21 protein-coding genes and 3 tRNA genes are annotated in these 20,352 nt (G+C 57.7%); 16 read left to right on the forward strand and 8 right to left on the reverse strand.

Annotated elements, in window-relative coordinates; all coding sequences use genetic code 11:
• Positions 1–187: 187 nt before the first annotated feature.
• The 3 genes from IEX44_RS18665 to IEX44_RS18675 form a co-directional block, all read right to left on the reverse strand.
• Positions 188–1,339, reverse strand: coding sequence for an ABC transporter substrate-binding protein (locus IEX44_RS18665; protein ID WP_229679316.1), 1,152 nt, complete (start codon positions 1,337–1,339; stop codon positions 188–190).
• A 379-nt stretch (positions 1,340–1,718) separates the two neighbouring features.
• Complete coding sequence (locus tag IEX44_RS18670; protein ID WP_188697724.1) at positions 1,719–2,627, reverse strand: LysR family transcriptional regulator; 909 nt, start codon at positions 2,625–2,627, stop codon at positions 1,719–1,721.
• Positions 2,628–2,685: 58 nt separating this feature from the next.
• Positions 2,686–3,549, reverse strand: coding sequence for a class I SAM-dependent methyltransferase (locus tag IEX44_RS18675; protein ID WP_188697729.1), 864 nt, complete (start codon positions 3,547–3,549; stop codon positions 2,686–2,688).
• A 93-nt stretch (positions 3,550–3,642) separates the two neighbouring features.
• Between IEX44_RS18675 and IEX44_RS18680 the strand changes: the two genes are divergently transcribed.
• The 13 genes from IEX44_RS18680 to IEX44_RS18740 all read left to right on the forward strand — a co-directional run bounded on the left by IEX44_RS18680 (position 3,643) and on the right by IEX44_RS18740 (position 14,117).
• Positions 3,643–4,029 (forward strand): nuclear transport factor 2 family protein, encoded by a 387-nt coding sequence (locus tag IEX44_RS18680; protein WP_188697732.1) that lies wholly within the window; start codon positions 3,643–3,645, stop codon positions 4,027–4,029.
• A 327-nt stretch (positions 4,030–4,356) separates the two neighbouring features.
• Positions 4,357–4,782, forward strand: coding sequence for a type II secretion system major pseudopilin GspG (gene gspG / locus IEX44_RS18685; protein WP_188697735.1), 426 nt, complete (start codon positions 4,357–4,359; stop codon positions 4,780–4,782).
• An 18-nt stretch (positions 4,783–4,800) separates the two neighbouring features.
• Complete coding sequence (locus IEX44_RS18690) at positions 4,801–5,973, forward strand: type II secretion system F family protein (RefSeq protein WP_188697738.1); 1,173 nt, start codon at positions 4,801–4,803, stop codon at positions 5,971–5,973.
• Entirely contained in the window at positions 5,970–7,628 is a 1,659-nt protein-coding gene (locus IEX44_RS18695; RefSeq protein WP_188697742.1) for a GspE/PulE family protein, read from the forward strand. Before IEX44_RS18690 ends, IEX44_RS18695 begins: the two co-directional genes overlap by 4 nt.
• Complete coding sequence (locus tag IEX44_RS18700; protein ID WP_188697745.1) at positions 7,609–8,433, forward strand: hypothetical protein; 825 nt, start codon at positions 7,609–7,611, stop codon at positions 8,431–8,433. The genes IEX44_RS18695 and IEX44_RS18700 overlap by 20 nt, the downstream gene beginning before the upstream one ends.
• A gap of 62 nt (positions 8,434–8,495) precedes the next feature.
• The gene (locus IEX44_RS18705; RefSeq protein ID WP_188697748.1) at positions 8,496–8,960 is read left to right on the forward strand and encodes a hypothetical protein; all 465 of its coding nucleotides are present in this window, start codon (positions 8,496–8,498) and stop codon (positions 8,958–8,960) included.
• The gene (locus tag IEX44_RS18710) at positions 8,957–9,481 is read left to right on the forward strand and encodes a hypothetical protein (RefSeq protein ID WP_188697753.1); all 525 of its coding nucleotides are present in this window, start codon (positions 8,957–8,959) and stop codon (positions 9,479–9,481) included. Before IEX44_RS18705 ends, IEX44_RS18710 begins: the two co-directional genes overlap by 4 nt.
• On the forward strand, positions 9,481–10,089 hold the full coding sequence (locus IEX44_RS18715) for a hypothetical protein (protein WP_188697755.1): 609 nt from the start codon (positions 9,481–9,483) through the stop codon (positions 10,087–10,089). The genes IEX44_RS18710 and IEX44_RS18715 overlap by 1 nt, the downstream gene beginning before the upstream one ends.
• 22 nt (positions 10,090–10,111) lie before the next feature.
• A complete protein-coding gene (locus IEX44_RS18720) occupies positions 10,112–12,130 on the forward strand; it encodes a secretin GspD/PilQ domain-containing protein (RefSeq protein ID WP_188697758.1) in 2,019 nt (672 codons plus the stop codon).
• 21 nt (positions 12,131–12,151) lie between these two features.
• Positions 12,152–12,625 carry a type II secretion system protein gene (locus IEX44_RS18725; RefSeq protein ID WP_188697760.1) on the forward strand — a complete coding sequence of 158 codons (474 nt, stop codon included), beginning with the start codon at positions 12,152–12,154 and terminating at the stop codon, positions 12,623–12,625.
• A gap of 10 nt (positions 12,626–12,635) precedes the next feature.
• Positions 12,636–13,025, forward strand: coding sequence for a type II secretion system protein (locus tag IEX44_RS18730; RefSeq protein WP_188697763.1), 390 nt, complete (start codon positions 12,636–12,638; stop codon positions 13,023–13,025).
• 1 nt (position 13,026) lies between these two features.
• A complete protein-coding gene (locus tag IEX44_RS18735; RefSeq protein ID WP_188697767.1) occupies positions 13,027–13,506 on the forward strand; it encodes a type II secretion system protein in 480 nt (159 codons plus the stop codon).
• A 203-nt stretch (positions 13,507–13,709) separates the two neighbouring features.
• On the forward strand, positions 13,710–14,117 hold the full coding sequence (locus IEX44_RS18740) for an SHOCT domain-containing protein (protein ID WP_188697769.1): 408 nt from the start codon (positions 13,710–13,712) through the stop codon (positions 14,115–14,117).
• Between the two features lie 66 nt (positions 14,118–14,183).
• Here the strand turns inward: IEX44_RS18740 and IEX44_RS18745 are convergent, their stop codons facing one another.
• Both IEX44_RS18745 and nadA read right to left on the reverse strand, forming a co-directional pair.
• Positions 14,184–15,242 carry a bifunctional nicotinamide-nucleotide adenylyltransferase/Nudix hydroxylase gene (locus IEX44_RS18745; RefSeq protein WP_188697771.1) on the reverse strand — a complete coding sequence of 353 codons (1,059 nt, stop codon included), beginning with the start codon at positions 15,240–15,242 and terminating at the stop codon, positions 14,184–14,186.
• Between the two features lie 76 nt (positions 15,243–15,318).
• Positions 15,319–16,236, reverse strand: a complete 918-nt coding sequence (nadA, locus tag IEX44_RS18750; RefSeq protein ID WP_188697774.1) for a quinolinate synthase NadA — start codon at positions 16,234–16,236, stop codon at positions 15,319–15,321.
• A gap of 266 nt (positions 16,237–16,502) precedes the next feature.
• On the opposite strand from nadA, the gene IEX44_RS18755 reads away from it, so the two are divergent.
• The 3 genes from IEX44_RS18755 (at position 16,503) to IEX44_RS18765 (ending at position 16,811) form a co-directional block, all read left to right on the forward strand.
• A tRNA-Gly gene (locus tag IEX44_RS18755) sits at positions 16,503–16,578 on the forward strand.
• A 28-nt stretch (positions 16,579–16,606) separates the two neighbouring features.
• Positions 16,607–16,682 (forward strand) — tRNA-Gly (locus IEX44_RS18760).
• Positions 16,683–16,737: 55 nt separating this feature from the next.
• Positions 16,738–16,811 (forward strand) — tRNA-Cys (locus tag IEX44_RS18765).
• A 53-nt stretch (positions 16,812–16,864) separates the two neighbouring features.
• Here IEX44_RS18765 and IEX44_RS18770 read toward each other — a convergent pair.
• From IEX44_RS18770 to IEX44_RS18780, 3 genes are read right to left on the reverse strand one after another with little or no spacing between them, the layout of a single operon-like run.
• Positions 16,865–18,478, reverse strand: a complete 1,614-nt coding sequence (locus IEX44_RS18770) for a sulfite reductase subunit alpha (protein WP_229679318.1) — start codon at positions 18,476–18,478, stop codon at positions 16,865–16,867.
• Positions 18,475–19,533 carry an FAD:protein FMN transferase gene (locus IEX44_RS18775; protein WP_188697777.1) on the reverse strand — a complete coding sequence of 353 codons (1,059 nt, stop codon included), beginning with the start codon at positions 19,531–19,533 and terminating at the stop codon, positions 18,475–18,477. The genes IEX44_RS18770 and IEX44_RS18775 overlap by 4 nt, the downstream gene beginning before the upstream one ends.
• Positions 19,534–19,538: 5 nt before the next feature.
• Entirely contained in the window at positions 19,539–20,348 is an 810-nt protein-coding gene (locus tag IEX44_RS18780; RefSeq protein ID WP_229679320.1) for a DUF4198 domain-containing protein, read from the reverse strand.
• Between the last annotated feature and the right edge of the window lie 4 nt (positions 20,349–20,352).

Genomic DNA, 20,352 nt, shown 5'->3' on the forward strand with positions numbered 1-20,352 from the left:
CTTAGGCTCCCGACCGACTGAGGGAACGCCGGAGGCGCAAATCGCGGGGGCCGCCTTTCTTTTGGGTACTTTTCTTGGGGCCGCCGAGGCTGGCGGTCCAAAGAAAAGTACCGTGCTCCGGGCGCCCCCGGTATCAAAACGCCTTTACCCGCGCCGTCAGGCGCTAAACCTCAACCGGAACAACCACTCACCGCCCGCCCATAATCGCAATGAAATCCTGCGTCCAGCGGCTATACGGCACGCACGTCCCCTGGGTCTTGCACTTGGCGACCGGCGTTTTCCAGAAGTGGATTTGCTCGAACCGCGCATAACCGTTGCTGGCGCACACATCAGAACCACCCACGGGCTTGTTCTTGCAGCCATCGGTGATCACCGGGTTAGAGCCAAACCACTCGGCCAGGTCAACCTGCAGTTTCTTGTTCAGCGACCAGTCCATCCACTTGTATGCACATGTCGGGTGCGGCGCATTCACGTGCATCATGGTGGTATCTGCCCAGCCGGTAGCGCCTTCCTTGGGGATGGTGCCGGCAATGGGGAATTTCTCGCCCTGCAGGGCATTGATCAGGTAGCCCCAACCGGATGACGCGGCAATGCCTTCGTTCTTGAAGTCATTCATTTGCACGGTCACGTCATGCCAGTAGCGGTGGGTCAGTTGTTTCTGGCCGCGCAGGAGCTTGAGTACTTCGGCGTATTGTTTTTCGTTGAGCTCGTACGGGTCTTTGATGCCCAGAGAGGGGTTCTTGGCCATCAGGTACATGGCGGCATCGGCAATGTAGATTGCGCCGTCATACGCCTGCACACGCCCCTTGTTGGATTTGCCGTCCGGCAGCTTTTGTTCTTCAAACACCACCGACCAGGAATCCGGGGCTTTCGGGAAAACCTTGGTGTTGTACGCGAGGAAGTTGGCACCCCACTGATACGGCACGCCATAGTGCTTGCCATCTACCGTGTGCCACGGCGCATCTTGCAGGCGTTTTTCAACGGTGTGCCAGGAGGGGATCAGCGCGGTATTGATCTCTTGCACTTTCTTGCCATACACAAGGCGCAGACTGGCATCGCCCGATGCTGTCACAAGGTCATAACCGCCCTGGTTCATGAGCGAGACCATTTCGTCAGAGGTCGCCGCCGTCTTCACGTTGACTTTGCAACTGGTGGCTTTTTCAAACTCGGTCACCCAGTCGTATTTCTTGTCGGATTCGCCGCGTTCGATATAACCCGGCCAGGCGATGATATTGACCTGCCCTTCTGACTTGCCCAATGTGCTGACGGGTGCGGCGAAGGCCGCGCTATTCAGAAATGCACAGCCTACTACCCATGCGGTGATCTTCATCTGCTTCATGATCCTCTCCAGGAATGGTCCGGTTCTGTGTGCTTGAACTTGCTGCGGACCATTCTGTGAGCGCCGGGGCGACCCGCAAAGCGCGCTTTGCAGATAAAAACTATCTGTTTTACCGATACCTTTCAGTTTGTCGACATGACGCACTGCGCCAAAACAGCGCGTAGTTTCAGCCGCAAAGTACAAGCCCAATCAGGCTGCAAACCCATTGTTTACATGTAACCAACTGATACGCACTACATTTTTTGCCAGATTGATGCATTGCATTTATCTGGTGCATATCTCTGCTGACGGTATGGAGACCGATTTATTGCGTTAAATCAGACTGCATTAAATTCGGAAAAACAGAACGAATATGGTGATCTATCGCTAAAAAAGATGGTTATTTGGCGTGAGCGCGGCTGTGTTCACGCGCTACAACGAGGAAATTCTGCGTGGCTTCAGACATACGCAGGCCACGCCGCCAGGCGATGCCAATGTCTACCGTGGGCAGTTCTTCCATGATGTTGCGCACTTCCAGCCGATCACCATCCAGCGACCAGGGGCGATAAAGCATGTCCGGCAGAATCGACAAACCTGCACCCGTCGCAACCAGACTACGGACAGCTTCCACTGAAGCAGTACGCATGACCGTATTGGGCCGCAAGCCTGCAGCGCGCCAGTAGGCGGTGGTGTTGTCTTCCAGTTCATCGACCTTGAGCATGATCATGGCTTCATTGGCGATCTCTTTGATCGAGATACTGGAGAGCTGCAGCAAAGAATGATTGGCGGGCAGCCACAAGCGCCAGGAGGCTTTCATCAACGCTTCAGATTCAATGGCCTGTTTGTTCTCGATGTTGGAAACCAGCAGCACCGCGACATCCAGCTCGCCATTGACCAGCAAGTGTTCGATGTAATCACGCTGGTCTTCAATTACCCGTACTTCTACCTTGGGGAACACGCGGCGGTAACGGTCCAGCAGGTAGGGCAAGAAGTAGCCCGTCATCATGGCGGTGACGCCGACATTGAGGTGGCCGGTCATGGTATCTGGCCGGGCCGACAGCGCCTCTTGTGCGTTGCGCACCGTGGCCAGGATCTGGTGCGCGTGGCGCAAAAACTGGTGACCGGCGTGCGTCAGCACCATGCCACGAGCGTGACGCTGAAAAAGCTGCGCGCCCAGATCAGCCTCCAGCGCCTTGATGGCTTCCGTCACCACCGACTGCGAAATATTCAGCGACTGGGTCGCGCCAGTGATGGATTCGGCCTCGGCCACGGCAATGAAATAGCGGACATTCTTGAGCGAGAGGCTCATGGCGGTATCGTTATGTTTGTGCGGATGCCAGCCAATCTAACACAGCAGCATACGGCGCTTACACCGTCGCCACGATCAACTCCTCGCAACGCGCTGGCGGGCGCAGGCCATCGGTACGATCAGCAAAGTAAAGCCCGGCCAGGTCATCTGCAGAGACATGTTTGACCTCGCTAAAACCCGCTTGCAGCGCGAGTTCAACCATGTCTTGCGGCTTGAAGTAACTGATAAAGGGCGTGCCACTGGCGGCGGCGCCCGCCTCGCCCATGCGCAGGATGGGTTGCAGTGGTTCATCCGCCATCTCGATCGGCAACAGGAAGGTCATGACAAACTGCGAGCCCTTTGCCAGCGAAGCCACTTGTCGCAGCATGGCCACAACGGCCTCATGCGTCAGATACATGCTGACGCCTGTCGAGGTCACGATGGCGGGCCCCCCCGTGCTGAACCCGGCTTTGCAAAGGCGCTTGAGCCAGTCATCGCCGGCTTCAAAATCCACCGGCACAAAATGCACGGAGGGCGGGGGCGTCATGTCCAGCTCTGCCAGCCGCGCTTGTTTCCAGGCCTGATGACCCGGCTGATCGACTTCAAAGATGTTCATCTGCGCGGCAATGTCCGGCCGGCGCAACGCAAATGAATCCAGACCAGCCCCCAGCAGCACATACTGGCGCGCCAACCCGTCCTTGATCCCGTCAATGACGCAATCCTCAATAAAGCGCGCGCGGGCAATGATAGAAGCCCTGAACGGCGCAGTACGCTGCGCATGCATGTCCGGACGCTCACGCCAGCCCTCTTCCGGTGCTGCCAGTTTCAGGCCGACATCATCGTGCAGCACGGCCGGCGCAGCATCGACTTCGAGATGCAGCGCGCGCCAGAGCGCGGTGCGAACGGCAGTGGCATCAGGCGCAAGAGTTGCGGGGGCTGTCATGGGTTCTCCTGGTGTGAAACAGTGGCTACGGGTGAGCTCGCCTGAATGATCGGTTCAGGCTATATATCCATACACGATGACTTTGGCAAAGATATGACCGACAACCCACTGGCCGACCATCTTTTGCATCTGGAACAGCGACTGCACCAGCAATCTGTCCGCGCAGATGCGGCCGAGCTGGGGCATTTGCTGGCAGATGACTATTTTGAGCACGGCATTAACGGCACGCTATGGCACAAAAGTGCCGTGATCGAAGCCCTGGCGAATGAACAGTTTTCAGAACGCCGGATCAGCCGTTTTGTCCTCACCCGCCTGGCGCCTGACACTGCACTGGTTACCTACCGAGTAGAACGCCTGGCGGCAACCCACCGCAAAGGGGCAAGTTCGTTACGTAGTTCTATCTGGCAATACCGGAACACGCACTGGCAGATGGTCTTTCATCAAGGCACGCCGTTATCTTCATCCTGTCCCCAACAATAGCTGACAATACTTTCATGCTGTTGCATCGGCCCAACGGCGTTGTTTTTCCGATAATCTGTAACACTTCAAGCAGATTGTTGTCTCTAACTGACAAAGGCCTGATTTTCTGACCCTTTTTTGCCAAGTCATTGTAGATTCTGTTTGCTGCCCGTCAGCTCCCCGTGAGCTTCGTGGTGGGTACTGACTCTTTAAGCATACCTTCTTCCTGCCGTGCTCCCTCTCGCTTGCCGCTGCTTTACCCGCCGTATACGATGCGATTCGAGGATGGAGTTGTGCCAGATCAAAAAGGCGCAGCCAAGAAGGTAAAAACAAGTAGAGATACAAGCAATGCAATATCGTCGTATGCGTAACAGCGGCTTTACGCTGCTTGAATTGCTGGTCGTGTTGTTGATCATTGCCCTTCTGGCCGGTTATGTCGGCCCCAAGCTGTTTGGCGAGGTTGGCAAAGCGAAGATCAAAACCGCGGCCAGCCAGATGAAATCTCTGGCGGATGCGCTGGACCATTACCGGCTGGATGTGGGCCACTACCCCACCACCGAGCAAGGTCTTGCTGCGCTTAACGCCAAGCCCAATGACGAGCCCAAGTGGCAAGGCCCGTACCTGACCAAGGACGTGCCGAACGATCCATGGGATCGGCCTTACGTGTATCGCCGCCCCGGCGAAAACGGCCACGATTTCGACCTCATCTCTTATGGTGCCGACGGCAAGCCGGGCGGTACGGATGAGGACGCCGACATCTCTTACTTCCAGTAAGCGCGCCGGACTTGCGCCATGCGCTACAAGGTCACTGCCCTTTCTGCCGGTCATCTGCAGGAACTGGAGCTGGACGCTGCCAACGAGGCGGAGCTCAAAGAGCGCCTCGCTTCGCAGGGTGCGGCTCTCGTTTCTGCACGTCCGGTGCAACGGCTCACCATGGGCAAGAGCGAGTTCGCGCTCTCTTTGTTCACGCAAGAGCTGATTGCCCTGCTGGAAGCGGGCCTGACGCTGGTCGAAGCCGTGGAAACGCTCAAGGAAAAGAGCGCCGCCGATGGCAACCGCGTGGTACTGGGTTTGATGATTGATGGCCTGTATCAGGGGCTGACATTCTCCCGCGTGCTGGCGCAAATGCCGGAACACTTCCCGCCGCTGTATATCGCCACCGTCGGCTCTGCGGAGAAAACCGGGCATCTGGCCAACGCACTCAAGCGTTATCACCATTACGAATCACGCTTGGCGGCGGTGAAGAAAAAAATCATCTCCGCGCTGATTTACCCCATGGTGATCATCACCATTGGCGGCGGCATCATGTTGTTCTTGTTGTTCTATGTGATCCCGAAATTCAGCCAGATTTACGCCAGCATGAAGAACCTGCCGTTCGCGGCAGAAGTGTTGCTGTGGTGGGGTGAACTGGTACACCAGCACGGCGACATCCTGTTTGGCGGCATCATTGGCACCATCATCCTGGCGGTGGTGTTGCTGCGCACCCCTGCGGTGCAACTGGCATTGGCCGAAGCCTTCTGGCGCTTGCCACGCATGAATGAATACCGCCGATTGTTCTCGCTCACCCGGTTTTTCCGCACAGTGGGTTTGTTGCTGTCGGGCGGGGTTTCGCTGGTCGCAGCCATGGAGATGTCGGCGCAACTGCTACCCACGCCCATGCGTCTGGCGCTGGGCCAGGCCATTGTGGACATCAAATCCGGCCAGTCGCTGTCTTCCACCCTGCCCCGTTACGGGCTGACTACACCCGTGGCCGAGCGCCTGTTGCGCGTGGGCGAACAAAGCGGTGAACTGGCCACCATGAGTGAACGCGCGGCGCAGTTTTGTGATGAAGAACTGGATCGCGCCATTGAAATGTTCACGCGTCTTTTCGAACCCATTTTGATGCTGCTGATCGGCGTGCTGATTGGCTCCATTGTGTTCCTGTTATATATGCCGATCTTCCAGCTGGCCGGGAGCATGCAATGAGCACGCTCAACCTGGAACTCATCAGCCACCTGCGCCAAAGCGCGGGCGAAGCTGGCGTGCCGCTGTTGCTGCAACAAACGCTGGGGCTGGATAACGACGGCTACCGCCAGGAAGTCAGCCGTTACCTGGGCCTGCCGGCCTTGGGCCGCGAAGATCTGACTGCGCAATTTCCCCGTTATGACCTCTTGCCGTATGGCGATGCGGTAGGCCACCAGTGTTTGATGGTAGAAGACGTCGATGGCTCGTTGCGGCTGGTCCTCGGTGATCCGTTCAACCGGGTGACCCGCAACTGGGTGCAGCAACGCGTCACCGTGCCGTATATCACCGTATTGGCACACTACGACGACGTACGCACGTGGCTGGAAAGTTTTGAGACCTCTCACCGCGCCATGGATCAGCTGGCGGTCGGTGTTGAGGGTGAGAACGGCCATGTGGGCGTACCGGAAATCTCGCTGGCCACACTGGCAGCAGACAGCAACCCGGTGGTCAAACTGGTGAACTCCACGCTGTATGACGCGTTGAAAGCCAAAGCGTCAGACATCCACCTGGAAAGCACCAACACCGGTCTGTCGATCAAATACCGGATTGATGGCGTATTGCTTCACATTGGTGGCGCGGCCGGCGTCGAGACTGCCGAGCAGGTGATTTCTCGCCTCAAGGTGCTGGCTGAACTGGATATTTCCGAGCGCCGTATTCCGCAGGATGGCCGTTTCAAAGTGCTGGCCAATGGCCGCGAGGTGGATTTTCGTGTGTCGATCATGCCCTCGATCTGGGGCGAAGACGCCGTATTGCGGGTGCTGGATAAACAAAACGCCGGGGACGCCTTCAAACAGTTGCGTCTGGATATCCTCGGGTTTGATGACACCACCATGAGCAACATCCGTAGCCTGGCCACCGAGCCCTACGGTTTGTTGCTGGTGACCGGGCCAACGGGCTCGGGTAAATCAACCACGTTGTATGCCACGCTCTCCGAGATCAACACCGGCGAAGAAAAGATCATCACCATTGAAGACCCGGTGGAATACCAGTTGCAGGGTATTTTGCAGATTCCGGTGAACGACAAAAAAGGCCTGTCATTTGCGCGTGGTCTGCGTTCCATTTTGCGGCATGACCCGGACAAGATTCTGGTCGGGGAAATCCGTGACGGTGAAACCGCCAATATTGCGGTGCAAGCCGCCCTGACGGGTCACCTCGTGCTGACCAGCGTCCACGCCAACAATGTGTTCAGCGTGCTCGACCGCTTTTTGCATATGGGCGTTGAAACCCACAGTTTTGTCGATGCGCTGATTGGCGTAGTCGCCCAACGGCTGATCCGCAAGATCTGCCCGCACTGTATGACCGATGACAATCCGGATGACGAGCTGCTGGCCGTATCCGGCGTCACCCGTGTGCAAACGGCGGGCTGGCGATTCAAAAAAGGGGCGGGCTGCCAGGCCTGCCGGGGTACGGGTTACCTGGGCCGCAAAGCGATTGCTGAAGTCCTGCGCATGGATGACGCGCTCAAACAAGCCATTGCCAGCCGCGCACCGGCGGTCGAAGTCAAGCACATGGCCGCCAGTAAAGGATTTATCAGTATGCGCAAAGCCGCGATTGCGGCGGTGTCTCGCGGAGAAACCACGTTGCAGGAGGTGAATCGTGTCACATTCCTGGATTAACCATCACGCGTGGTTCTCGCGTCGTCATGTGCTGTTGGCCAGTGGCCCGGCCTTTGGCAAGGCCTTGCCACAACGCCGCCGCGCCCCGATCGAACAATCCACCGAAAGCGCCATCACCCGTTTGCAACAACTGCTGGCACAAAGCCCGCGCGGGCGCTTTGGTATCGACACCCTGCAATTGATGATAGGCGCGCCCTGGGTGCGTTATACCGTGCTGCCCTGGCAAGACAACCTCAAGCGTGACGCCGACTGGCAGGGCTATGCCCGCGTACTGCTGGGCCAGCAATATGGTGTGGGCACAGAAACCTGGCGTATCCAGGTAGCCGAAGGCGTCTATGGTCGGCCACGGCTGGCTGCGGCCATGGATCAAGGCCTGTATCAAACGCTGGTTGATATGGCCAAATCCCAGAAGCTGAGGCTGACCCAATGCGCGCCTTTGCTGACCACGGCGATCAACCGCCATCACAAATCACTCAAGGGTAAAGAGTTTGCCCTCTTGCTAATCGAAGCCGAACACAGCACCTGTGTGTTCTGGCGTAGCGGCTGGCGAGCCAGTGTGACGCTTCCGTTTGCGCTCAACCCGCGCCCGGATGGCGAAATGATTGCCGCGCTGGTCCGTGATGCTGCCATGCTGGTTTCGGACTTCATGCCGCGTCAGGTCTACGTGGTGTCATCCGACATTCAGCTCTCTGCCCTCACTGCCGAAGGCGTGAGCTTGCAAGTTCTGGGCGGCGTGCATCCGCGTTTTGCCTGGCCGGCCGACTGGCGCGAAGCCGCTGAACCTGTTCTGGCGGGCCAGCCCTGATGCAACCCATTCAGCTTGATTTCCACCGAAAACCGACACACACCCCATGGATTGGTCTGGTTATGACCACCCTTGGCGTGGTGGTGCTGCTCTGGGCGCTGACACAGCAAGACATTGCCAAACAGCGTCGCGACCAGATCGCGGAGCGCGAAGACCAGGTCGCGTGGCAGAAGAAGCATCTGGAACAACAACAGCAGGCCGCGCGCAAGGAAATCCCGGCCAATGCCAAGATTGCCACCGTTCGCCGCGGCCAGATGATCAGCCCGGAAACCGGCCTTAACCTGCTGGAAAAAACCTGGGGCCCGAACATCGCCTACACCAAGATCGAGGTCAACACGGCGGATCACGATCTGAAGCTGGAAATGGAATCACGCACGCTGAACGATGCGCTTGCCCTCGTGGATACCTTGCAAAAAAATCCAGGTATCACCCGTGTAAACATGGCGCATCAAGGCGTGAAGATCACTGATCCGTTCAAGCCGACGCAATCGGTGCTGGAAGTGGTGTGGCGGGAGCCTCAACCATGAAGCAGGCACAAGTGATCTGGACACTGCGGCAGTGGCCCAGATACGCCGGTCTGTTGGGCTGGGTTGGGGTGGCACTGATTGTCGCCGGCGTTCTGGTTTACCGGCAGACGGTTGTGCCTTTTAACCGCGATCTGGACCGGCGCGAAGCCGATGTTGAAGACCAGGCCCACCGACTGCGCAGCAACGCCAGCGCAGCCTCTGCCACGGCGGGTTTGCAACCCTTGAAAACACCCGATACGTTCACCGGTTTTCTGCGTCAGGTGAGCACGCTGGGCGACAAGCACCGCATCATGATCAGCCAGAGCGATTACAAATCAACCGCTGAGGCAGATGGTCATCTGGTGCGCTACGGCGTGCAGTTTCCGGCGCAGGGCAAGTATGTGGACATCCGCGGTCTGGTCCAGGACTTGCAAGCACTGCCCGGTGTGCGGGTTGAAACCCTGGTCATGACACGTGGCCGTATCGATGACGATTTGCTGTCGATGCAGTTGCAGCTCAGTTATCTGACGGAGGTGCGCTGATGTTGTCGCGTCCCTTGCAGATTGTGCTGGGCATTACCTTGTGCCTGACTGGCTACACCTGGTGGCAAGGTCGGCAGGAAGATGCTGATAACGCCAGCAGCGCCGTCGTGCAGTCTCGTGCGCGGCCTGCCCGTATCAACCAGATTGCCAGCGAAGCAGCGACCAGTAACGATGCGACCGCTGCAGCTGCCAGTATGGCCAGCGCGGCCAGTGGTGTCGTGACCGCCAGAAATGCATCGAACGCATCAGCAGCGTCTGCCGCGTCAGCTGTCGCGTTTGTGGATCTGTTCCCACGGCAAAACTGGCAGCCGTTGCCACCGCCGCCCACGCCAACCCCCAAACCCACGCCGACCCCCAAACCAGTGGCGCCCCCATTGCCACTGCGTGTGGTCGCGACCTGGAATGATCCACGCGGTGACCAGATCGTGGTCGAAGCGGGTGGCCAGCAATATGTGATCTGCCAGCGCTGCGATGCGCTGGGACGCGTACAACAAGGAGAAGTGCTGTTAGGCATTTACCGTGTAGATAAAGTCACCCGCGATGCAGTCGTGCTGACCTATCTGCCGCTGAATGAAGTGCAGACACTTCCCGTCGGAGGAGCGCCCTGAACGGCGCAGACAAGAGATGACCATGATTGCGAAATCCCGCCTGCGATGTGCCCTGGCCAACGGACTGACCGCCGTGTTGCTGGCTGCCTGTGCCCCCAGCGCGCCTGACGTGAGCAAGCAAATGATCCTGCAGGGCAATCCGGAACAGGCCATGCAGTACATGCAGACTGAACTGGCCGCCCACCCGGATGATCTGCAATTGCGCGCCACCTATGAGCGCCAGAAACAAACCTATGTGCAACTGCTGGTGCAGCAAGGCCAGGCCGCGCGTGCCGCTGGCGATAGTGCCAATGCACTGGCAGCGTTCCAGCATGTTTTGCAGTGGGAACCAGGCAACGCCGTAGCGAAAGAAGGCGTGAGCATGATTGAGGGCGATCTGCGCCATAACTCGATGCTGAAATACGCGCAAACCCTCAAGAACGATCAGCCAGAAAACGCGCTGGTCGTGGTGGATCAGGTTTTGTCGGATGATCCGCGCAACATCCAGGCCATTCGCCTCAAGGATGAAATCCAGAGCAAGATCACGCGCAACAACACGCTCAAACCGACGCTGGCTGCCGCGCTCAGAAGCCCGATCTCATTGCAGTTCCGCGATCAATCGTTGACTAGCGTGTTCGACATCATTTCGCGGATTGGCAAGGTCAACTTCATTTTTGATCGTGACGTGCCGCCCAACCTGAAAACCACCATCTTTGCCCGCGACACCACGGTGCAGGACGTGATCAACCTGTTGCTGACCACCAATCAGCTCGACAAGAAGATCCTGAACGACAACACCATCCTGATCTACCCCAAGCGCCCGGACAAAGACCGCGACTACAAGGATCTGGTGATGCGCACGTTCTACGTGGGCAATGCCGATCCAAAACAAGTACTGGCCATGATCAAGCAGATGGTGAAAACGCGTGACGTCTACATTGATGATCGTCTGAACATGATCGTCATGCGCGACACGCCCGAAGCCATTGAAGTGGCCGAGCGCCTGGTGCATGCCATTGACTTGCCGCAGTCTGAAGTGGACATCAGCGCGCAGATTCTGGAAGTCTCCAGCACTGACTTGTTGAATCTGGGCATCCAGTACCCTGGCGCGATCACCGCCACACTGGGCGTACCCGGCACCAGCACGGATGGCACCACGACCACCACCGGCACCTACACTGGCTCGCTCACGCTGGATCAGCTGTCCAATATCAACCGCAGCAACGTACTGATGAACTTCGGTTCGCCCTCCATCACCGCCAATCTGCAGCACAACAAGGGCAACACCAACGTGCTGGCTTCGCCCAATATCCGGGTGAAGAACAAGGAAAAGGCCAAGATCCTGATCGGTGACCGTCTGCCAGTGATTACCAACACCACCAGCAACGGCGTGACCAGCGAGAACGTGAACTACCAGGATGTCGGCCTGACACTGAACGTTGAACCCACGATCTCGGTCGAGGGTGACATCAGCATGAAAGTGACGATGGAAGTCTCTAACGTCACCAACACCATCACCACGCAAACCGGCCTGACGGTGTACCAGATCGGTACGCGCCACGCCGAGACCGTGATGGCCTCTCACGATAACGAAACCCAGGTACTGGGCGGCCTGTTGCAGCGAAATGACCAGATTTCCGGATCAGCCATCCCGGGGCTGGGCGAAGTCCCGATTCTGGATCGCATTTTTGGCACCAAATCCACCCAGAAGAACAAGACTGAGCTGATCCTGTTGATCACGCCACATATTGTGCGCAACCTGCCACTCCCGAGTTCATACATCACGACCTTCGATAGCGGGACCGAAGGCCAGATGACCACAGAGCCGCTCTTGCTACGCAGCAAGTCGACCGTGAACATCACCAATGGTTCTGACGGCAGCATGCCGGCACCAGCTCCGGTTCAGCAACCGGTCATGCCGGTACCGCAGCAGCAATTGCCGGGCGTACCGCAACCGCAACCCTTGCCGCAACAACCTGCACCGCAGCCAAGCGGTCAACCCACAGGCGTACCAAGCGGGACGCCCGTGCCGCAAGTACGCAGCAGCATGGGGCGGCGTTAAGCGCTACGCCGGGACACACTCATGCGACCGCAAGCCGGCTTCACGCTGATCGAACTGATGGTGACGCTCACCATCCTGGCGGTATTGGCCACGGTAGCACTCCCGCTCACGCAGATCGCAGCGCAACGCACACGTGAAGAAGAATTGCGGCGCGATCTGTGGCAGATGCGTGCGGCCATCGACGCCTATAAACAGGCGGTCGATGATGGCCGTATCACCAAATCCATCGAAGATACCGGTTTCCCGCCAACACTCAACGTGCTGGTTGAGGGCGTGAAAGACATGAAAGACCCGGCTGGCAACAAGATGTATTTCCTGCGCCGCATTCCGCGTGATCCGTTTTGTGATTGCCCAAGCAAAAAAAATGATGAAACCTGGGGCAAGCGCAGCTACGCCAGTCCGCCGGACTCGCCGGAAGAAGGCAAAGACGTGTACGACGTCTATTCTTTATCAGAAACGGTGGGCCTGAATGGTCAACCGTACCGTCAGTGGTAGCCGTTGATTCATGCTGATTCGCCCCTTCTCTCGCGCCGCCCATGCCGGCTTTACCCTGATCGAACTCCTGGTGGTACTGGCTATCATGGCCAGCCTGCTGACGCTGGTCGTGCCCCGGTATTTCCAGCAGACAGACCGTGCCCAGGAAGTGGTGCTACGCCACAACCTGGTGGCGATGCGTGACGCCATCGACAAATTTGACGCCGACACCGGTCATTACCCGACGAATCTGGATGAACTGGTTACCCGCAAATACCTGCGCGAAGTGCCGCTGGACCCCATCACCGGCCAGCGCGACACCTGGGTTATTGTGTCCCCGGAAAATGGGACTGGAGTGTATGACGTAAAAAGCGGCGCCGACGGCAACGCGCATGACGGCACTGCCTACAAGGACTGGTGAGATGCGACGCCAGCGCGGCTTTGCCTACGCCTGGGCGCTGATGATGGTGCTGATCACGGGCATTTATCTGGCCGAAGTCGCCGAAGTCTGGCAGACGCGTATCCGGCGCCTCAAAGAACAGGAACTGCTGGTCGAAGGTGATGAGATTGGCCACGCACTGGCGGGCTACATTGCCCAGACCGCCACCGGCCAACCAGCGCAATACCCCAAAACGCTGGATGACCTTGTCTCGGACCCGCGCGTCCCCTTCCCCCGCCGCTTCCTGCGCAAGGCCTACAAAGACCCCATCACGGGTGAAGACTGGTTGTATATCGCCGCACCCGGCGGCGGCATCATGGGCGTCTACAGCAAAGCGACTGACAAACCGCTCAAGCAGGACAACTTCCCCGCCAGCTACGCGACGTTTGCCAACAAGAACAGCTATCAGGACTGGAAGTTTGTGCAATGGCCCACGGGCGGCGGCGGGGCGATGCGGCGGTGATGATCACCACTTCTACCAAATCCCACGCGCTTCCCAAATTCCCAAATTCCCATTGTATTCGTTCTATGCGCCTGTCAACTGGAGCCTGAATCTCGTTAGCCCATACCCCTTTTGATCAAATCCACATGACTAGACAATGGTTAAGATAAAAATCGTTGTTTTTATCACCGCACTCTAGGCATTTTCAAAAGGAATCTACTTTCATGGGCATGATGATAGTCGTTGGTTTACTTCTTATTTTTGTAGGTGCAATTTATCTGGCTCATAAAAAAGAGAAAGAGAAAGAAGCAGCCAGAGTTGCCTACGTCAATTCACTTGAACAGCTCAAATCTTCACCAACCGACGCTGATCTCAAACAAACCACCCTCGCACTTGGCCGGATTTACTCGAATTTAACGAGGGATAAAAAGGGCCAGACCATTTTTGACGAAATCGCATTAATGAACGACATCGGTGCTGCGTGTGCTGCCGCCTCAAGCGCTGACAGGACACCTAATATAAGTACGAGCGCAGAGGAGAGGCTTGGCAAGCTGGTAGCTTTGCGTGAAGCTGGTCTTATAAACGAAACGGAATTTTCGGAAAAGAAAAAAGAAATACTCAATTCCTTGTAGGAGCCTTCCTTTGGCGAGTTTTCGGGCAGCATCGCTTGGTGAAGTCGATAGGAAAGTCTATTTGACCTAAATCTGCCCCAAAAACCAGTTCACTATATAAAAGTGATCTTCAAACAACTGCGCTTCCATCCGGGTGAATTCAAACAGCGGCACCCAGCGCGCGCGGTCAGCATCATCGCCGCCACGGACCTTGGGCAGGCCATCGCCGGTTGGCGTCAGTTCAATCAGAAACGCATGGGTAATCGTGCGGCCGCGCAAGCTGCGGCGCGGATGATCGAACACGCGATTGGCGCGAATCGACCCTGCCAGCACTGGGGCGGGCACCTTCAGCCGGGTTTCTTCGCGCAGTTCGCGGATAGCGGCATCGCGAACGGGCTCATCCTCGTCCACAAATCCACCGGGGAGCGCCCATAAGCCCCGCCCGGGCAAGTTGCGCCGACGCACCAGCAAAATGTGGCCAGAGTGGATCACCACGGCATCCACAGTGACAAACGTCGGCGGGTAAGGCGCGACTGACCATGCCTTTTTGTGCTCTTGCAGCCAGCGGTATTCATCAGCCAGCGTTTGCCAGGTGGCGCTGGCACGGAACGCGTTCAGCCAGTCATATACCGCGGCCGGCATCTTGCGGGCGTAGTCGGCAAAGTGTTGGCCGCCATCACATAACAGGCCCTGGCGGATGTGCGAGGCATCAATATCTGGCTCATCTTCAACCTCTACCCGTTCCCACTGCGGGAAAAGATCCAGATACCAGGTATGGCGGCGAGACGGGCTGCCAATCACGCCGATGTTGAACTGTGCTTCCCGGCTGCCGACATTGGCGGTATCCACCGCGATCACCTTGTCGACCAGATTCTGCACTTCCGTCACCCATTGCTGATCGTTGTACATGCGATCAGAACAGCCGACCAGGAACACACGGTCTTGCCATTCTGCGGGCAAGGCGGCGCGCAGCATGTCTTCACGCTGATCCTGCGTGAACGGGTTACGCGGGCTCAATGCCTGGCGTGCAGAACCACAGATGATGATGAGCTTGGCGGCCTGCTGCATGGCGGCCTCAATCACTTTCATGTGGCCCAGATGCAAAGGCTGAAAGCGGCCAATGAAAACCAGATAGTCAAAACGCATAAACCATCACTCTCCTGATCCGGGGCTGGCGGCCAGAATTGAAAAAGGGCTGTCGCAACAGCCCTTGGCAATCCGCTTATTGGTAGTAGCGGCGGCTGAAATCCAGCATGCGCTCGATCGGCAAGCGCGCTGCATCCATTTGCGCCTCAGAAAGGTAATCAATACGGATGCCTTCACCGGCCTGCGCGCGCTCCACCGCTTGCTGCGTGTTGAGCTTCATGTACGGGCACTGATTGCATTGGCAACCGGCATAGATCGGAGCCTGTTCAATCTTCATATCCGGACGGGCCTTGCGCATGTTGTAGAGGATGCCATCTTCAGTTGCCACGAAAATGACAGCGTCCGGCGCTTGGTCGTATGCCTTGATCCAGTTCAGCATGCCGGAGGTCGAACCCACGTAATCGGCCTTTTGCAGCACCGGCAGCGGGCTTTCCGGATGGGCAATCAGGTACTTGTCACCCTTAATCGCGGCAAAAGCTTCGTCAAGCGCAGCCTGGTTGAACTTGTCATGCACTTCGCACACGGCAGACCACAGCGGCATGTCGTAGTCGTACTGGAAATTCAGATACGCACCCATATTGCGATCGGGCGAGAAAATCACCTTTTTGCCCTCGGCATACAGGTGGGCAATGATGTCGTCGACGTTGCGGCTGGTCACAATCCAGTCAGACAGGGCTTTGTGCTCTGCGGATGAATTGATGTACGACACATGCACGTGATCGGGGTAGCTTTCGCGCCAGGCTTTCAGCGCGGTGACGTCGGTCTGCGTGACCAAAGAACAGGTCGATCCGCGATCCGGCAAGATGACTTCGGCTTGCGGATTCAGAATCTTGGCGGTTTCTGCCATGAAGCGCACGCCGGCAAACACAATGGTGTCGGCTTCGCATTCTTTGGCATAAAGGGAGAGTTCCAGGCTATCGCCGACTTTATCGGCCATTTGCTGGATGTGGGGCTCGGTATAGTAATGCGCGAGCGTGACGACGCGGCGTGACATGGCGTTCCTCCATGTAAAAAATTTGCGGGCTTTCCCGCAAACGGGCACAACGATTGGTCTTGAGCGTCCAGATTGACGCAACTGTCTGTCACCACGGCACTTTTTGCGCATTGCGAATCCCGCAATGCAATACCGGGTCAGCCAGATTAGCATAAGCACGTGACGGATCAAGCACCGCTTTTCGGATTTCTGCAAAAAGAGGTGTTGACAGGCCTCAGGGGGCCAGCCATAATGCGCTCCTCGTTGCAGCACAGCAGCGAAACAGTGCGGGAGTAGCTCAGTTGGTAGAGCGCAACCTTGCCAAGGTTGAGGTCGCGAGTTCGAGCCTCGTCTCCCGCTCCACTGTATCGATTTATGTGCTGACAACTATGCGGGAGTAGCTCAGTTGGTAGAGCGCAACCTTGCCAAGGTTGAGGTCGCGAGTTCGAGCCTCGTCTCCCGCTCCACAAATTCTAAAAAAGGGAAAGCAGCAATGACTTTCCCTTTTTTGCCAGTTAGCCTGGCGCGATAGCAAAGCGGTTATGCACCGGATTGCAAATCCGTGTAGGTCGGTTCGACTCCGGCTCGCGCCTCCAGCATCAACAAAAAAGCCATCCTTCAGGATGGCTTTTTTGTTTGCCCCGCCGTCTCAGTACACATCCCGCCGATAGCGCCCTTCCTCAGCCAGCACCGTGAGCCAGTCCTCTCCCAGAAGATCAGCCAACGCGCGATGCACGTCGCCGGCCATGCCTTGCAAACTGCCGCAGACATAGATGGCAGCACCCTCTTCCACCCAGCGGATAATATCCGCACCAGCAGCACTGATCTGGTCCTGTACATAACGTATGGCCTGCCCATCACGCGACCACACCCGCTCCAGTCGTGCGATCACACCCTGTTGGTGCCATAGGGTCAGTTCATGATCCAGCAAGGCATCCCGGGCTGCGTTGCGTTCGCCGAAGATGAGCCAGTTACGGAGATGCCCACGTGCGGCCCGGGTCTTCAGGTGCGCGCGCAGTCCCGCCAGACCGGTACCGTTACCGATGAGAATCAATGGACGGTCATCTGCTGGCGGATGAAAACTGCGATTGGTGCGTATGCGTAATGCAATCTGGCTACCTTGAGAGGCGTATTGCGTGAGCCAGCCAGAACCGAGGCCCAGTCGAAGGCCATCTGCTCGCCCGGCATCGGGATGATGAGCCTGGCGTACCAGCAATGCCAGGCAACCCTCTGCGGGGATGGAGGCGATGGAGTATTCCCGATGAGCGAGACGCGGCAAGCGATCAACCACTTCCTGAGCGCTGCCTTGCAACGGGATATCCGGCTTCATGCGGGTTGCCAACGCATTTGCCAGGGAGACAATCTTGCCATCCAGCAACACGGGGTGATCATCCGGGAACTCAAGCTCTGCCAGCCATTGCCGTACAAATTGATCGGAATGACAAGGGCCGATCTCTGCAATATCGCCAGCTTGCCATTCGGGGAATACATGATCGGACGGGGTCAGTTCCAGCATGAATACTGGCGCACCGGCTGAACCCGCGTTCAGCAACCTCTGTTGCCGCAGCGTCCAGTCTGTGTACTGCGGTGCCTCCCAGTCAGCCACGTCTTTGCCGCCAGCCAGAGCGGAAAGTTGATGCTGCCAGTGCCGCAATGCACCAGCATCACCATTGTCCACCTCAATGAGATCAAACAACGTTTGCGCGCCATGGCGATTCAGCCATGCCGCCAATTCATGACCGAAAGCGCAGAAGTGGCGATAACTGCGATCTCCTAACGCCAACAGACCATAATTGTGCCGCGCTAGCGCCGGGACAGGCAGCTGCAGTGCTTTGCGCATAAAAGTGGCTGCGGCATCCGGGGCATCGCCCTCACCCGTCGTGCTGACAATAAACAAAGCCTTGTGCCAGGTACTGAGTTGGGCCGGATCAAGCGCTGATAGCGGCAGGCTGCGGGTAGCTACTCCCGCTTGCGCCAGCGAGCGAGCCGTTTGTTGCGCCAGTTGTTCCGCGTAACCAGTCTGGCTGGCCCATACGATCAGGGTGGTATCGGGGGCAGCAGCGTGTTCGGATGAAGCGTGCTTGCGTCGCCCGTGGCGGCTGAAAATCAGACCACAAGCACCTGCGTATATCAGGATGACACCCAGCGCTTTGATCGGATGGGCGCTGGCAATGCAAAAGACCAGCACGCCGATGACCAATAACAATGACCAGACCGGCACGGCCGGGCCCATTGCGATGCTGGGGTGAGTGCGAGCGGTCATTCAAGCATGGCGGCATAGGCCGCGCTCAGGGTTTCGCGAAAACCCGTTGGCGTACGCACAATGAAGCGCGCGGCAAGCTGATGCCGGTTAGCCACATCCAGCCCCGCCTGCGGGCCCAGCACGGTCAGGGCAGTCGACCAGGCATCTGCCATCATGCACTGCGCATGAATCACGGTCACCGAGGCCAGCGCGTGGCTGGCGGGGTAGCCGGTGCGCGGATCAATGGTATGGGCGTAGCGCTGCCGCTGTGCGGGGTCGATGAAATAACGCCGGTAGTCGCCAGAGGTCGCGACCGCCAGGTCATGCAGGGCAATACGATCTTGCTGCGGCACTACGTTTGGCGTGGTGCACTCTTCGAATGGCGGCGCTTCCAGGTCAACCCACCAGGGCAATCCATCTGGCTTGATGCCAGCGCCGCGTAATTCACCGCCGATCTCTACCAGATGATGAACCAAGCCTGACTCACTGAGCATGGCGCTGACGGCGTCGACCGCAAAGCCCTTGGCAATGGCACACAAATCCAGGGCCATACCACCAGGCTGATAAATGCAGCTGCGTGCCACATCTACCTCAAGCCGACCCCAGCCACAGTCTTCGCGGGCACGCAGCACTTGAGTCAGATCGGGCGCACGGTCGCGGCGCGGCGCCGGTCCGAAACCCCAAAGATTAACCAGCGCAGCGGCAGTCGGATCGTAGGCACCACCACTGAGTCTGGCCACCTGAAGCGCCGTTGCAACCACGTGAAAACAATCTGGCGGCAGCGGCACCCAAGTGCTGGCCGCCGCCTGATTGAAGCGGCTGATGTCTGAATCGGACCGCCAGTTGCTCATCTGCTGCACCATCTGGTCCAGCACGACCTGTATGGCGTCTTGCACGGTCACGGTCAGCCGATCATCCGCATCAAGACACAGCACACGCCAGGTGGTACCCATGGTATCGCCCGCAAAACGCAACAAGCGTGCGTGCCCCGGTGCCGGTTGCGCTGCATCTTGCGAGAGCGTCGGCGGGATCAGCACCCTCACGTCAGGCGAATTCAGTTCTGCGGACACAACCATGGCGATTACTGTGGCATCACTTCAAATGTGGCGATATAAGACGCGCGACGTTCAGTGGCCGGCTTGAGCGAGGCTTTGGCATCGGTCACTTCCGCACCCAGCCAATACATCCCGGCCGCAGGCCATTTCACGCTGAATTGGCCGTCGGCATCCGTGGTGATGTTGAACTCCCCTGTCTGGTCACGATAACGCTTGCCGCCTGGCAAGATGCTCACTTTGACGTTGCTGGCCGGCTTGCCATCCAGCAGCAAACGAAAGCGGGCTGCACTATCGGCAACCAGATCATTCGGATGGGTAGCTGGCGCCAGTTCCAGACCTTGCCCCGTCGGCTTGAGCGCAGCAGTGCCCGGCTTGCCGCGTGTGACAAAAGACTCCACGCGGTTTTGGGTCTGCGTCACTTTCAAATCTTGCGCATCGGCCGGCACTTCTTTGGCGAAGCTTTGCGCATCGCCGCGCCAGCGTTTGTTGGCACCGTTGAGCTTGTAGTTGGCAAACAAGCCGTCACTGACCACTGCAATCTTGTATGTGCCTTCCTGAGTCAGATTCAGGTCAAACACACTGCGGTGTTTGCCGGTGCTGGTGTTTTCCGGCTTCACCTGAGTGCCATCTGGTGCCGTGACTTGCAGGCCGTCCAGGCGCAGCGGGAAGTCTTCAAAATAGAAAAGATCATTCGAGACAGCTGCGTCGACCGTGACCCAGGTATCGCTACCGGACAAGACCGTCGCCGACGGCAGCAGCCATTGGCGGTGGGCCTGCGCTTCAAACGGCAACAGCGCGGCGATGGCGATGACGGATGCCGGCAGCAACTTTTTCATGGAC

It is taken from the genome of Silvimonas amylolytica (genome assembly GCF_014645555.1).
Lineage (GTDB): Bacteria > Pseudomonadota > Gammaproteobacteria > Burkholderiales > Chitinibacteraceae > Silvimonas > Silvimonas amylolytica.